Here is a 14,924-nt window from a genome sequence, read left to right on the forward strand (position 1 = left end):
ATAGACATAAAGCACCTTCTGTTTGTTCACTTCAAGACCCATTTTTATTCTACATTCATATAGATCATTTCCTCTGTCGTGTATTCATCGTTCACCATCATTGTGTAATTGGTTTTGTAGTGATGCTTCAAGTAATACATACTGACGCGGAATATGAATATACTTTTATCAAATTCCATAATGTGCTATACATAGCCTATGATAGAGAGAGACTGTTTATAACAATCGCTGGGAAGGCTGGCAATGGAAGTAGGTGTAGAACCTCTACCATTTACTATAAGATTTCTCAGCCGGAATAAACATATATTTATTCTGTATTATTGCCGTTATATCCCTTAATTTTGTGTATAAGAAGTTCCATTTGGCTTAGACGGATAGGGGAGGACGATGAATTTTGATTTTTATAACAGCGTTTAATAGCGTTTTTTTAGAGAGTAAATTTGTCTTGCTTTGAATTAAAGTAAGATTGTTTTAATAGAGGACTCTTTAGTTGGCGTATGTATGTCAGAATCTTCAATAGTTAAGGAAATAATTTTTTTCTCGTGATACACCATACTAAAGGAATACCGAATACCCACACTTTGGGTTTGGGTTATCGGATTCTGTCATTTAATGAATATAAAGTTAACAACCTTTTCATGAATTATTAAATTTTAATAAAATGTTCAAATAATTTAGATTAAAAATTGTCGAAATAGGTTATAATATAACTAGTACAGTATAAGGAGTGTAACATATGAGGCCAAAAACATTAAATTACGAACAATTAGTAAAACAGAATAAACAAGAATTAATGGAAGATGAAACGAGTATAAGGCAGATAGAAATGCGTCTAGAAAAAAAACATAGGGACTTAATGTTAAATAAAAGAAAAAGCAGCAACAAATAAAGGGAAATATCTCAGAAGTTATCTTACAGCCAGTTAACCTGCGATAAATAATAAGTCTAAAAAAACAGGAATAGAATGCATTCCTGTTTTTTGTTTCCTATAAATTAAGGTAACATATCTTCACAAGCAGATTTTAGATTATATTCTTTATTCATGTCACTAGAATGGATTTTAATCAGTAACAGACATTCCACTATCTTTATTCCCTTGGATAAACAATACTCCACCTATAATGCAGATCATGCCAATCATTTGCATGCTTGTAATGCTTTCCTGGAAAATAAATATTCCAATTAGTGTAGCAATTACTGGTTCTACAGTAGATAAGATAGATGCTCTTGAAGCTTCTGTTCTATTTAATCCATATGTATAAATAATATAAGCAAAAGCAGTGGGAAGTAATCCTAATCCAAATGCATAGAAGAGCACAGAAGGTTGTAATAATAAATAGAATTTCTCCTGGAATGGAAAAAAAGGTACCAATGCTATAGCGGCAACGATAAAAGTATAGCTTGTAATTGTCAAACTATCATATTTTTGTAAAGCGAACTTACTGAATATACTATAAAATGCATATCCAAGACCTGAGCCCAAACCGATAAGAATACTGCTCATTTGAATGCTAGTCATATTCAATGGAATTAAGCCAACGACAAAACAGGTACCTGTTAAAGTTAATGTTAAAGCGATGAGTTTCATTTTTGTAATAGCCTCTTTAAAGACAAAATAAGAAATAATGGTTACCATTGCAGGTGCAGTATACAATAATGCAGTTGCCACTGGGATAGTTGAGATTTCCATGGTTTTAAATAAACAATAGTTAAAGAAGGTGATGCTAAAAATGCCAGTTCCTATGAAATATTTTAGATCACTATATCTATGCAAGGTGAACTTTTTAGGAGAAGTAATCAGAACATAAAGTGAGAGGAGAATGGCAGATATAAAGACACGTAATGTCACCACTTCCATTGGGGTGAAACCAAACCCATATAAATGCTTAACATACCAACCAATTGTTCCCCATAAAGCTGCCCCAATTATTATAAAGACTGCTGCTTTTTTCACCATATCCCACCCCCTTGGAAATTATAACAAAAATTAGAAAATTTAGGTAGGTTTCATTGTTTAGTTTCTCTATTCTCGGAGAGAATGATAATAAAAAAGCTAGGGGATAATAAATGAATGCATTTTATTTTATTAAACTATCACAATTGTCAGCTTTAGGTATTGAGGAGAATGATATCCATCTATTCTTAATCATCGTTGGGGTCATTCTTAGTTTTTTATTGATTAAGCCAATTGTTGAGTGGTTTGTCGTTTCACAATCAACCAAAGTATTAAGTTATCTGATAAGTAGCTTGTTCATATTAGTACTGTTCTTTACAATGGTGCTTTCTCTTGATGCCATCGAACCTTTGACCTTTAGTCTATTAAATATGTTATTAAAGGTTTTGGCTGTATTTGGAGCAGGATTACTTCTATTAAGAGTAGTAGAATTTTTTTCCGAGCTTCGTAAAGGACGCAATTAAATACGAATAGACAGAGCGTTACATACCCATGCTCTGTCTAACTGTTTATAAGAATTTTTATGGTCGATGTGACCTTCTGGCAGGCGGCCATTCCATTTTTCCAAGGGAAGATGGAGTGTAGTAGGAAGATTTATATCTCTTCTTCGTTGGTTGCTTCCTATCGGGCTGATAACCAATATAATTATAAATAATTCGTTTTGCTTTTGATAAGGACATTTTTGTTTGAGGATTTCGATAATTTTGATCGAGTGAACCTAGATGCTCTAATTCTTTGAAATCATCTTTAGAAGGGGGGATATGGAAATAATAATCATCTACCTTCACTAATAGCGTGGAGTGTTGATTACTAAATTTTGGATGATCAGAAAAATGAAGTCCTATCTTTTTGGCTTTTCTCTCTTTTAGCAGCTGGTTTATAGCTTCCTTCTTAATATAGTATAAATGTTGAGGTTCAGGAGCTGTTTTTGCATGCCGATTTACTGTATATAAAGCAATAGCAAGATCAGATAATGTGGTACTCTCGTCCAATCTTTTTTCCTCCTTTCTTCTATTAATTCTAAACAACTCTATCGTAACCCAAAGCTTGTACATGTGCAAGAACAATAACTAATCTTAAATGTAAAAAAGTGGAGGGCTGAACCCTCCACTGATTTATCAAAGGTTAAAGGGGCACAGAACCCCCATGTTATTGTAAGAAGGGATAATACCAATCTAGCTTCTTATTTCAAGCTCCAAATTTACGCTGATTGGCAGTATCGCTATATGTTATTGAAGTTGCTTCAAGTCGTTTATAATATTGTCCAAATCTGCTTTTTGTGTTCCACTGTAATTTTTAATAACTTCTCCTTCTGGGCTAACTAAAAAGAAGCTCGTCCCGTGTGTTACTTGATCTGATCCCTCAGGTGGTTCCTGTACTAAATTTTTAAAGGATTTAATCGAAAGCTCCTTTATGGATTCAAAATCATAACCAGTCAAGAAAGACCAATTGGAAAAGTCTGCTCCATAACTTTCTCCATAGGATTTTAATACTTCAGGTGTATCATAGTCTGGATCTACACTAAAAGAAACAAGTTTAGCCTCAATATTTTCCTTTTCGAATCTCTCTTGCAGGTTAGCCATATTAGCGGTCATAGGCAAACAGACTGTTGTACAGTTTGTAAAGATAAAGTCAGCAATCCACCATTCACCCTCTAAATCACTTAAACTTAAAGTTTCGTTATCTTGAGTTGTAAATTCAAAGTCTGCTACTTCTTCTGACATGTTCGTATCAATTGAATATCCACCACAGGCAGCTAATATCAAAAGTACACTTATGAAAATAAATAATTTCAAAACTTTCAAGTTATAACCCCTTTCTTTCCCAAGTATACATTAACTAAAAGTATAACACTTTTCACATCGTCATTTTAATGAAAAGTTTGAAAAAGCTGTGAACATATACTAGGACCGCTCTAATGTATAAAGATGAACCTCTGGTTTACATAGGAAACGGTATGGGAGTCTAGTGGTGCCAATTCCACTATTAACAAATAAAGTGAGGTCAGAATCTTTAATTTGATATTTTCCTTGAACATATTTTTGAGCAAAATCGGGGGTGTATAGATGCCCGATGAAAGGTAAGCGAACTTGACCTCCATGGCTATGGCCAGAAAATTGTACATCAACAGGGAAGGAGCTAACATAGTCAGCAAAATCAGGCTCATGAGAGAGTAAGATGGTAAACAATTCGTCATTTGCATTATTTAAAGCAGCGTGAATGTCTGGATCACCTAACATTACATCATCAATACCCGCAAGAATAAACCGGTCGTTACCATTCTCAATAAGGGTATGACTATTTTGTAAGAGATTAAACCCTGATTGTTCCATTACATTATTAATAATATCAGTACCATAACCACCATGATCATGATTACCGTAAATCCAGTATTTGCCGTATCCTGCTTGCAATTTGCTAAGAATTTCCTGGAGATTGAAGTGATTATTATATTTATTTGGTTCATCAACCAGATCCCCCGTAAAGACAATAATGTCTGGTTTTAAATTATTAATCTTAGAAACTAACTTATTCAATTGTTCTAATCCATAATGGAAACCAATATGGGTGTCAGAAAATTGAACGATCTTGAATCCATTAAAGGAAGAAGGGATTTTATGAGAGCGAATACTTTCTTTTTTTATTTGTAGAAGAAACGGTTCGATGTTTCTGGCATAAACGTATCCACTACCGCTCAGTCCTAATGCTGTTATTAAACTAGCAAGTCCCCTTTTTAAAAAGGTACGACGATTCATTATTTTCAGCCTTTCTAATAAGTATAATAAGGAGTGTTCAGAACAGTGCTTAATTGTTTGACTTCTGTATAGTGTTTATTTAGTATTAAATGTGTAAACAGAATAAAACACAATCACCTTATTTTATATGAAATTAGTAAGTATGTCATCTAAATTTCATATTAGAAGAGGAAACAGAAAAGTACTAAATGATTAACATTAAAACTTAACAATTTTGAAGAAGACAATTGTAAAGAACTGGACTTCAAGTTAGTCCCATTCTTTAGAGTATGTATACTTTGTTGGAAAAAGAATTTTTAGGGATACCTTTAAGGTCCTTCAAGAAGAATTCGTGTTGAATAAGACAACGAGTTCATAACTTACATCCTTGGGGGAGTGAAAGACAGCTTTTAAAAAAGAACAATTCTCATTCTATACATATAATAATATAGAGCGTATTTTGTCACCTACTTGCATAAATGCAGTATAGTCATATTTTTAAATTTAATGAATTTGGCCAATCGAAACAATTAAATAACATTCTGCGTTTCCATTCCCTCTAGATATGTTTTTGTAGTTTATTCCTGCCTAATCTTATTTATTTCAACAATATTATGGATCCCTATCATTCATACTGAATGTGGATCATCACCTTAAGTAAATAGAGGCTGTTGCGGTATTATAAATATATAAATACTTGTTTTTTAAAGAAAGCGCTACCATAACAAAAATAAGAACCAAAGGGGAGTTTGATATGAGTATGATACAAGAAAATAGACAGTTAACAGATATTACTGTGGCTGAGTTAATGATTCCCTCGGAGAAAGTCGCACACGTTCAAGTAAATAATCCTTCAGAGCACGCTCTGCTGGTACTGGTTAAATCTGGTTATTCAGCCATACCGGTATTAGATTCTTCATACAAACTATTGGGTATAATTGGAAAATCGGCTATATTGAATCAAATTCTAGGTCTTGAGCGATTCGAAATGGAGCTCTTATCAGAAATACGGGTAAAAGAAATTATGACCACAGACATTCCTACCTTATCCAAAGAGGATAATCTATTAGACGGGTTAAATGCTATGATTAATCATGCTTTCGTTTGTGTGGAAGATGAAGACGGTATTTTTGATGGAATTCTTACAAGAAGAGCTATTTTAAAGCAATTAAAAAAAGAAATATATACCACAAATTTATTTAAAAAATAGTTTACTTATTTATATAAAGGTAGAAATTCTACCTTTTTTCTGTCATTAAAAAAGTGTCTCCTTGTAATGTAGTGGAAGAGAATTGCAGCATATGAGGTTAGGTTAAACCATAAAGAAGAAGTATGAATGGTTGTTGTCCATGCTGCGTATGCCATCCATGTCAAATAAGCTTATTAAAGAAGTGCTGCATATTATATCCCTAATTGGTAAACACTACATATGTAATTTCTCATAGAGGAGGATATAATAATGGCTAGAATTGGAGTGGAAGGGACACTCACGGATGTAAAAGAGGCATTAATGGAATTAGGGCATGAAGTAGTTGAGCTTAAATCGGAATCTGATGCCCAAAACTGTGATTGTTGTGTTATTTCAGGTCAAGATAAAGACGTGATGGGTATGGCGGATATCAGCACACAAGGATCTGTTATAAGCGCGCATGGACTTAATGCAGAAGATATTTGTCAAATGGTAAATGAGAGGCTAGGTTAATACAATTACGAAGGTTCATCCTTAAATAGGGTGGACCTTTTTGGTTAATTTTTAAATTTAAATTGATAGGAAAATAGTGGGTAACACCGCTCCGGAAATACACTACGCTTTCCGCGGGCGCTGTTGAGCCTCCTCGAGACTTACGTCTCTGCGGGGTCTCAACTAGGCTTTTCATCCAGCAGGAGTCTCCGTGTATTTCCTCCGCTAATTTGTGCTTTTAAACCTATTAAGCATTGGATAAAGCTCCGCTAACATGAAGTGATTGGAGCGGAGGACAGTCGACTCCTCGAAAAAGAAAAGCACTTTTTCTTCGTGCGATGCGTCGCTGCCGAAGCATTCCTTGTCCTGCGGGAAAAGCAACAGCTGAAGACCCCACAGGAAGTGGGAAAGGTTCAAAGGCTAAAACCGCCCCATCCTGTAGCAACGCCTTTATGACCAACATCCTATTGGCCCGTGGCTGAGGTGTTGCCCGCGGAAAGCGTACTGCCCGCAGCGGAAATCACGAGCGCATATTTACGTTGTGATTTCGGAATTATCATTATATAAGAAGAAATTAAACTAGTTCACAGTTTATTTAAAATTCCCAATGTACCATATTTATAAAAATTACATATAAAATTAGGAAGTATCAATATGGGAGGGGTTAAGTTGAAGCTGAATGAGAAAATGCCTGTACTTAAAGGCTATACGAATGTAATTAATCATTACTCTGAAAATGAGGGCAAAGATATGGCAACCCTCATTCATTTCTGGTCCGTAAGCTGCAGTGATTGTAAAAGGGTATTACCCAAAATTGCTGAGTTAAAGAAGCAATATCAGGGCAAGCTTCATGTTATAGCAATTCACATGCCACGAAGTAAGCAAGATATGGATATAAAAGAGGTTGAAAGGATGGCAAGAAAATATAATTTAACAGAGCCTATCCTTATAGATAATGACTATAATCTTTCCAAACAATTTAACATTCGATTTGTTCCATCCTATTTTTTATTCGACCATAGGAACAATTTACGTCATTACCAAGCAACAAAACGATTAAATATGCTTTTAAAAAGAATAGAGCGGATTGTAGAAGATAGAAGGTGACAAAAGTCATCTTCTTTTTATTTCATTCTAGGAAATTATAAAATGAACGACCTGTGGGTATTTTATCATTAAGAAAAGCCACGTCTGGCTCCAGCGCCCAGCAACTAGCAGATCTTTTGGTGGGACGAGCATTGTGCAGTCCCAAACTTCACACTCCTCCACTACGAACATAGTTGAATTTCCTTAATCAAGTTAAAGGAAGTGCCGACTAAAAACGGCTTTTGCCAACGTCGGCATCCCCCTAAAGGGGCATGTTTCCTTTATCTCATTGCGGAGCGCTCCAGTTTGTACGTTGCTAAACGGGGCGCTTGCGCTTTTGTTCTATTCTTCGCATTTTTCCTATTTAATGATAAATTGGCAAATTTATAAAAATATATGGTAATTTATTTCGTTAACCGTTATATTAGTAATTACTGGTAAAGAAAGGGGAGGGAGACATTGGGGACGTTTCAAAAATTAAAAGAGTTCTATTGGCCTTTTAGGAGTTATTTCTTCTGGTCTATTTTTCTCTTGTTGTTTATGACTGCAATCACTGTTGTATACCCTGTTATCCTGCAGATAACCATTGATGAGGTTGTAATTCAAAACAGATATAATCTAATTCCATATATCGCAGCTATCTTTCTGGGACTCATGGTCATAAAAGGGTTAACTACCTTTGGTTTTCAATATTTAGGTGACTATTTTGGAATGACTTCTGTTTATCATTTAAGGAAAGCATTATATAACAAACTACAGCGATTGTCATTTAAATACTATGACAATGCGAAGACAGGAGATATTATGTCTAGACTAACCTCGGACGTAGAAGGATTTCGATTTTTTCTATCTGCAGGATTTGCGGAACTCATTCGCATAGTGCTGTTAATTACGGTTAGTTTAACTGTCATGTTCTATTATTCTGTTTCGTTAGCATTAGTAACCATGACTGCAATACCCTTCCTTATTGTTGTGGTGTTCCAATTTGATAAACGTGTACACCCTTCTTTTCGTAAAATCAGAAAATCTATGGGAATATTAAATACACGTATTCAGGAGAACGTTAGTGGAATAAACACAGTAAAGTCATTATCAAGAGAAGACTTTGAGATTGATCGGTTTTCAACTAGTAATCACGATTATAAAAAGAGGTACTTAGATACATCGATGATTTGGTCTAAATACTTCCCTTTAATGGAGTTGATCGGAAATATTTGTGTTGTAGCTTTATTATCATATGGCGGTTATATGGTTATTCAGGGAAGCTTACAAGTTGGAGAGCTCGTTGCATTCTTTAGCTTGGTTTGGTATATCCTAGGACCGTTAATGAATCTTGGCTTTATCATTAATCAGTTCTCACAAGCAAAGGCTTCAGGAGAACGATTAATTGAGATACTGGATGCCAACGAGGATATTAAGGAGAAAGAAACTGCTATTGAAGTTCCGATTAACGGGCATGTGACGTTTAATCAAGTGACATTAACTTATATAAAAGATGATGATTCTGCCTTAAAAAATGTTAGCTTTGATGCTCCCCCAGGCAAAACCATTGGATTAATTGGATCAACTGGGTCAGGGAAAACTTCCATTACGCAATTAATTACAAGGTTCTATGAGCCGGAGAAGGGTGAAGTGCTGATAGATAGTAGACCGGTATGGAATTATAAGCTAAAAACACTGAGGAAGCATATTGGATTCGTCCTGCAGGAGCCTTTTCTTTTTTCTACCACCATTAAAGAAAACATTGCTTATGGAAATCTGGATGTGACTGATGAACAAATAGTAAGTGCAGCAAAGCGGGCAGAAGCACATGATTTCATTATGGCAATGCCAAAAGCTTACGATACGATGTTGGGTGAAAGAGGAATGGGGTTATCTGGTGGACAGAAACAACGCATAGCTATTGCTCGTGCGATTTGCATCAATCCTAGTATACTCGTTCTGGATGATGCAACATCAGCAGTAGATATGGAAACAGAATTTAAGATACAAAAGGCTCTAAAAGAAGTGATGAGGGACAGGACCTCTTTTATTATTGCTCATAGAATATCTTCCTTGAAACATGCTGATGAAATCTTGGTTTTAGAGGATGGAGAGGTTGTTGAGCGTGGTACTCATCAAACATTATTAAATAATAATGGTTCATATCGACGTATCTATGATATTCAATATCGGGACCAAGAAGAAATGGTTCAGACATCGAATTAGAAATGGAGGGAATTGCTTGTCTGGCAAAAAGATAAAGGAAGAGAGCAGACATTTGAAAAGATTTCATTATACGGTTGATACGGTGATAGATAAACCATTTAATTGGAAGCAGATATGGCGCTTAATGCAATATGTTAAGCCGTATGCTAAGACGTACTTACCTGGCGCCATAACAGCCATGTTAATTTCTACCATTATAAGACTGACCGTTCCAATTTTGGTTGGTAAAGTGGCGATCGATATGGCAATTCGGGATGAAAATCCTGCTTTACTAACTTACCTGGTCTTTATTATCGGTATTTTATATGTATTTAACTATGCAGCAAACGTTTTCCGTATTAAATGGGTGAATCATCTTGGTCAAAATGTTATTTATGATTTGCGGCAACATCTATTCTCACATGTTCAGCGATTAAGCCATCGATTTTTCGACTCTAGGTCTGCGGGTTCTATTCTTGTTAGGATTCTCAATGATGTAAATTCATTACAGGAACTTTTCACTAATGGGATTATAAGTTTATTAATGGATATGGTCACGCTTGTTGGTATTATCATAATCCTATTCGTGCTTAGTCCACCGTTAGCATTAGCGGTAGTTATTGTTATCCCGCTTATGTTCTATATCTCTACAAAACTAAGGAAAAACATTCGCAGATCCTGGCAGGAAGTTCGGATGCATCAATCCAGATTGAATTCACATCTGAATGAAAGCTTGCAAGGAATGCGGATTACCCAATCTTTTTCACAGGAAGAGGAGAATGCAGAATTTTTTTCAGGGGTCAATAAAGGTTACTTCAATAGTTTCCGAATAGCTGCAAAGAAAAGCGCAATGTTTCGCCCGCTTGTGGAATTGAGTGATGCAATTGGTACCGTGATTCTAATTGCTTACGGTTCTTATTTGCTTTTGTTAGGACCAGAGAATGGTGGCATTGCAATTGGAACCTTTGTATCTTTTGCCTTCTTCTTAGGGATGTTCTGGGAACCTATTTCCCGACTAGGCCAGATGTATAATCAATTACTTATGGCTATGGCTTCCTCGGAGAGAATTTTTGAATTTCTAGATGAGAAGCCAAATGTGAAAGAAAAAGATAACGCTTATTCCTTGGAACAGATAGAGGGGAATATTGCATTTGAGAATGTCGAATTTTCCTATCAATCTGACCGAATTGCTTTAAAGGATATTTCTTTAGATATAGAGGCGGGTCAGACAATTGCTCTTGTTGGTCATACAGGTAGTGGTAAGTCCACCATTGCGAACTTAATTAGTCGGTTTTATGATCCTACCAAAGGGAATGTGCTTATTGATGGGCATAACCTCCGTGATGTAAGTCTAGATAGCTTACGGAGCCAAATAAGTGTTGTCTTACAAGATACATTTATTTTCTCTGGTACTATAATGGAAAATATTCGGTTTGGAAGGCCCAATGCAACCGACCAGGAAGTAATGGAAGCTGCAAAAGTGGTTGGGGCAGATGATTTTATAAGTCGTTTAAACAATGGGTATGATACCGAGGTGGAAGAGAGAGGGAATATACTTTCTGCTGGTGAACGGCAGTTGCTTTCCTTTACTCGTGCATTACTGGCTAATCCTAGGATTATCATTCTCGATGAAGCTACGGCTAGCATTGATACAGAATCTGAAGTTAGAATTCAAAACGCATTGAGAGAATTATTAAAAGGTAGAACTTCAATTATTATTGCTCACCGTCTATCAACCATTCGAGACGCAGATGTCATTTTTGTTTTGGAAAATGGAAGCATTTTAGAACAAGGAAATCATGAAGCATTATTAGAAAAAGAGGGCAAATATTATCATTTAGTAAAATCACAATTTCATATGTTAGATGCTATCTAGAAGGGGAGGGTGGTTAATAATCTGCCCTTCGTTATTAATTATGATAAAATGACAAAGTAGAAAACAAATAGAATGATGTCATAATTTGGCAGTATGCCCCTTACTTTAAAAAATGGTTCAATCCTTAATAGGGGAAAACTGAAAATCTTAACTTGAGCCATCATTTGGGTAGGATCTCAAATTGATTGATGCTTCAATTTATCGGAGTTATCGGAGGATGAAAATGAAAAAAGAATTTGCGGTAATAGGATTAGGGCGTTTTGGTGGCAGTATTTGCAGAGAACTGAGTAATGAGGGAATGCCAGTATTGGCGATAGATAAGAATGAAGACCGAGTGAACAACTTTAAGAATGTGGCCTCTCATGCCGTGATTTTAGATTCTACGGATGAAGAGGCTTTAAAAGAGATTGGTATATCTAACTTTGAACATGTAATTGTAGCTATAGGAGAGAATATACAAGCGAGTATTTTAACGACTGTAATCCTAAAAGATTTAGGAGTACAACGAGTAACCGTAAAAGCACAGAATGACTATCATGAGAAAATCTTAAATAAGATAGGTGCTGATCGGGTTGTCCACCCTGAACGGGATATGGGGAAAAGACTTGCCCATAATTTCATCTCGAGTAATATTCTTGATTATTTGGAGCTGTCCGATGATCATAGTATCGTAGAGGTAAAAGCGGGTAAGAAGATGGTAGATAAATCGTTAATTGATTTGGATATTCGTGCTCAATTTGGATGTAATGTTGTCGCAATTAAACAAGGAAAAGATATCAATGTATCTCCGCAGGCAGATGCGTTACTCCGTGAAGATGATATACTAATCGTTATTGGGGCTGATAATGACCTTTCGAGATTTGAAAGATATTTGGTGATTGATAATGATTAAGTAAAAAAAGACATCGCAAGAGAATTTGCGATGTCTTTTTTTGATAGGCCGCTTCTGGCTCCAGCGCCCAGCAACTAGCAGATCTTTTGATGGGAAGAGCATTGCGAAGTCCCAAACTTCCTACATCCCCACTCGATAAGGCCAACTAAAATCGGGCAAACGCCCACTGTCGGCATACCCCCGTAAAGGGCATGTTTCCTTTATCTCATTGCGATGGGAGAAGTGCAATTTTGCTAAACGGGTACTTCCGCCTTTGCTCTAAACTTCCATAATGATTGGCAATACCATAGGTCTGCGTTTTGTTTTCTCATAAAGGAAAGGTGCAATGGTATCTGTTATTTCATTTTTAATCTCAGACCATTGTGTTGTCTTTCTCTCCATAACTTTGTCCAGGTGGGAAGAAACCAATTTCTGGGCTTCTTTAATCAAGTCCTCTGACTCTCTCATATAAACAAAGCCTCGAGAAATGATGTCTGGACCTGCAGCAATTTTAAATTCTTTCATGTTGATACTAACTACGACTATAACTAATCCTTCTTCTGATAGAATACGGCGGTCGCGTAATACAATATTACCAATGTCACCAACTCCACTGCCATCTACATAAATAGAACCAGAAGGAATCTTACCAGATACAGTTGCTGTATCCTTGCCAAGTGCTAGTACATCGCCATTGTCCATAACAAAGCAATTATCCGGCTCTACATCACACGCCACAGCTAGCTTTGTATGTTCTTTAAGCATCCGATATTCTCCGTGTATGGGCATAAAGAATTTTGGCTTCATAAGACGAAGCATGAGCTTCTGCTCTTCCTGACTGCCATGGCCAGAGGTATGAATGTTATTCAACTTGCCATGTATAACATCTGCTCCACCACGATATAGCTTATTGATAATTCTTGAAACACTTACCGTATTTCCAGGGATTGGAGATGAAGAAAATACGACAGTGTCTCCAGGAATAAGCTGGATTTGTCTGTGTGTACCATTTGCAATGCGTGACAATGCTGCCATTGATTCGCCTTGAGAGCCAGTACACAAAATGGTTACCTCGTTAGCAGGCAGTCTATTTATCTGGTTACCATCAATAAACGTTTCTTTGGGAACCTGAATATATCCTAATTCCTGTCCTAAGTTGATTGCTGATTCCATACTACGACCAAATACTGCAACTTTGCGATCGTGTTTAACGGCAGCCTCAACAACTTGTTGTAAACGATAAATATTGGAAGCGAAGGTCGCGAAAATCAGCCTACCATCTACACGGCTAAAGATATCATTGATGCTATCTCCTACGATTCTTTCGGACATTGTAAAACCAGGTACCTCACTGTTGGTACTATCCGAAAGTAAGCAGAGAACACCTTCTTTGCCGATTTCAGCCATCTTTGTTAAGTTAGCGGGCTCCCCAACGGGAGTAAAATCAAATTTAAAATCACCAGTGTGAACAATGTTTCCAGGGGGAGTTTTAACTACAATCCCAAAGGCGTCTGGAATACTATGAGTCGTTCTGAAAAATGAAACAGAGGTTTTACGGAATTTTATTACATCATCTTCTTCAATTGTCAATAATTTAGTATTTCTTAATAAACCATGTTCTTCTAATTTATTTCTTATTAATCCAGTCGCAAGTTTTCCAGCATAAATTGGCACATTTATTTCACGTAACAAATAAGGAATTCCGCCAATATGGTCTTCATGTCCGTGAGTTACGAATAATCCTTTAATTTTATCTTGATTTTGGACCAAATAAGTATAATCAGGAATAACATAATCAATCCCTAATAATTCGTCTTCCGGGAATTTGATTCCTGCATCAATTAGGATAATTTCATCCTGAAATTGTACGGCATACGTATTTTTACCAATTTCACCAAGACCACCAAGTGCATAAACGGCAGTTTGATCGTTTTTAACAAATTTCATATGTTACGCATTCTCCACTTTAAAATGCTCGGATTGTTTCTCGTATTCTAAATGTGTTTCATCTAATGGCTGGATAAATTCTATATTAATATTGGCTTTGCGATCAGCTAATATGTCTCGTACTTGACGCACAGATTCAGCTTCTATATACATACTTTGTGTATGTTCTCTAATAGGAACCTCATCCGATAGTTCTTGATATAATACTTTGTATATCATAATATCTCTCCTAACGTTTTCTCTGTTTAGTAAATTATCCGCTGATAAGTTCTATAATTCCACCAGCAACGAATAAAAATTGAATAAGATGATTGTTTTCCGTTCTGTCCATTTCTGACTTTTAAACCTGCTAAACCTAAAATACTAGCTGATGGGTTGATTAATGGTAGTCTCTTTCAAAAGTCGTTGGTACACGTCCTTCTTTTCCAAGTAATTCTTTCCAACGTTTCTTAAGCTTTTCTTTAAGGCGTTTTAACATGTGTAATACACGTCTCCTTTCAAAAATTTAAGAAAAGCGCCAAAAACATTTACCGTTCCAATCCCTCTTACTTATAGTATAGTATGAATTGGTAAATTTTGAAATAAAA

General features: G+C 35.9%; 14 protein-coding genes. 8 read left to right on the forward strand and 6 right to left on the reverse strand.

Features of this window, described 5'->3' with window-relative positions; all coding sequences use genetic code 11:
* Positions 1 to 736: 736 nt before the first annotated feature.
* On the forward strand, positions 737 to 889 hold the full coding sequence (locus D8M04_RS09940; protein WP_121522762.1) for an FbpB family small basic protein: 153 nt from the start codon (positions 737 to 739) through the stop codon (positions 887 to 889).
* 171 nt (positions 890 to 1,060) lie between these two features.
* Here D8M04_RS09940 and D8M04_RS09945 read toward each other — a convergent pair whose 3' ends face one another.
* A complete protein-coding gene (locus tag D8M04_RS09945; protein WP_342772639.1) occupies positions 1,061 to 1,957 on the reverse strand; it encodes a DMT family transporter in 897 nt (298 codons plus the stop codon).
* Positions 1,958 to 2,067: 110 nt separating this feature from the next.
* On the opposite strand from D8M04_RS09945, the gene D8M04_RS09950 reads away from it, so the two are divergent.
* Positions 2,068 to 2,418 carry a hypothetical protein gene (locus D8M04_RS09950; RefSeq protein ID WP_121522763.1) on the forward strand — a complete coding sequence of 117 codons (351 nt, stop codon included), beginning with the start codon at positions 2,068 to 2,070 and terminating at the stop codon, positions 2,416 to 2,418.
* Between the two features lie 57 nt (positions 2,419 to 2,475).
* Here the strand turns inward: D8M04_RS09950 and D8M04_RS09955 are convergent, their stop codons facing one another.
* From D8M04_RS09955 to D8M04_RS09965, 3 genes are all read right to left on the reverse strand, one after another.
* Complete coding sequence (locus tag D8M04_RS09955; RefSeq protein WP_246001172.1) at positions 2,476 to 2,946, reverse strand: YkyB family protein; 471 nt, start codon at positions 2,944 to 2,946, stop codon at positions 2,476 to 2,478.
* Positions 2,947 to 3,183: 237 nt separating this feature from the next.
* Positions 3,184 to 3,759 (reverse strand): SCO family protein, encoded by a 576-nt coding sequence (locus D8M04_RS09960; protein WP_121522764.1) that lies wholly within the window; start codon positions 3,757 to 3,759, stop codon positions 3,184 to 3,186.
* Positions 3,760 to 3,858: 99 nt separating this feature from the next.
* Complete coding sequence (locus tag D8M04_RS09965) at positions 3,859 to 4,710, reverse strand: metallophosphoesterase (RefSeq protein WP_121522765.1); 852 nt, start codon at positions 4,708 to 4,710, stop codon at positions 3,859 to 3,861.
* Between the two features lie 733 nt (positions 4,711 to 5,443).
* Between D8M04_RS09965 and cbpB the strand changes: the two genes are divergently transcribed.
* The 6 genes from cbpB to D8M04_RS09995 all read left to right on the forward strand — a co-directional run bounded on the left by cbpB (position 5,444) and on the right by D8M04_RS09995 (position 12,411).
* Positions 5,444 to 5,899, forward strand: coding sequence for a cyclic-di-AMP-binding protein CbpB (cbpB, locus tag D8M04_RS09970; RefSeq protein WP_121522766.1), 456 nt, complete (start codon positions 5,444 to 5,446; stop codon positions 5,897 to 5,899).
* A gap of 249 nt (positions 5,900 to 6,148) precedes the next feature.
* On the forward strand, positions 6,149 to 6,391 hold the full coding sequence (locus D8M04_RS09975; RefSeq protein ID WP_121522767.1) for a YkuS family protein: 243 nt from the start codon (positions 6,149 to 6,151) through the stop codon (positions 6,389 to 6,391).
* A 648-nt stretch (positions 6,392 to 7,039) separates the two neighbouring features.
* Positions 7,040 to 7,477: a TlpA family protein disulfide reductase gene (locus tag D8M04_RS09980; protein ID WP_158595109.1), complete on the forward strand. Its 438-nt coding sequence runs from the start codon at positions 7,040 to 7,042 to the stop codon at positions 7,475 to 7,477.
* A gap of 438 nt (positions 7,478 to 7,915) precedes the next feature.
* Positions 7,916 to 9,664, forward strand: a complete 1,749-nt coding sequence (locus D8M04_RS09985; protein WP_121522769.1) for an ABC transporter ATP-binding protein — start codon at positions 7,916 to 7,918, stop codon at positions 9,662 to 9,664.
* Positions 9,665 to 9,680: 16 nt separating this feature from the next.
* Positions 9,681 to 11,519 carry an ABC transporter ATP-binding protein gene (locus D8M04_RS09990; RefSeq protein ID WP_246001173.1) on the forward strand — a complete coding sequence of 613 codons (1,839 nt, stop codon included), beginning with the start codon at positions 9,681 to 9,683 and terminating at the stop codon, positions 11,517 to 11,519.
* Positions 11,520 to 11,742: 223 nt separating this feature from the next.
* The gene (locus D8M04_RS09995; RefSeq protein ID WP_121522771.1) at positions 11,743 to 12,411 is read left to right on the forward strand and encodes a potassium channel family protein; all 669 of its coding nucleotides are present in this window, start codon (positions 11,743 to 11,745) and stop codon (positions 12,409 to 12,411) included.
* Between the two features lie 258 nt (positions 12,412 to 12,669).
* On the opposite strand, the gene rnjA is transcribed toward D8M04_RS09995, so the two are convergent.
* Positions 12,670 to 14,337: a ribonuclease J1 gene (gene rnjA, locus D8M04_RS10000; protein WP_121522772.1), complete on the reverse strand. Its 1,668-nt coding sequence runs from the start codon at positions 14,335 to 14,337 to the stop codon at positions 12,670 to 12,672.
* Positions 14,338 to 14,340: 3 nt separating this feature from the next.
* Positions 14,341 to 14,556: a DNA-dependent RNA polymerase subunit epsilon gene (locus tag D8M04_RS10005; RefSeq protein WP_121522773.1), complete on the reverse strand. Its 216-nt coding sequence runs from the start codon at positions 14,554 to 14,556 to the stop codon at positions 14,341 to 14,343.
* Between the last annotated feature and the right edge of the window lie 368 nt (positions 14,557 to 14,924).

This window comes from Oceanobacillus piezotolerans, from assembly GCF_003665065.1.
Classification (GTDB): Bacteria; Bacillota; Bacilli; order Bacillales; family Amphibacillaceae; genus Oceanobacillus; species Oceanobacillus piezotolerans.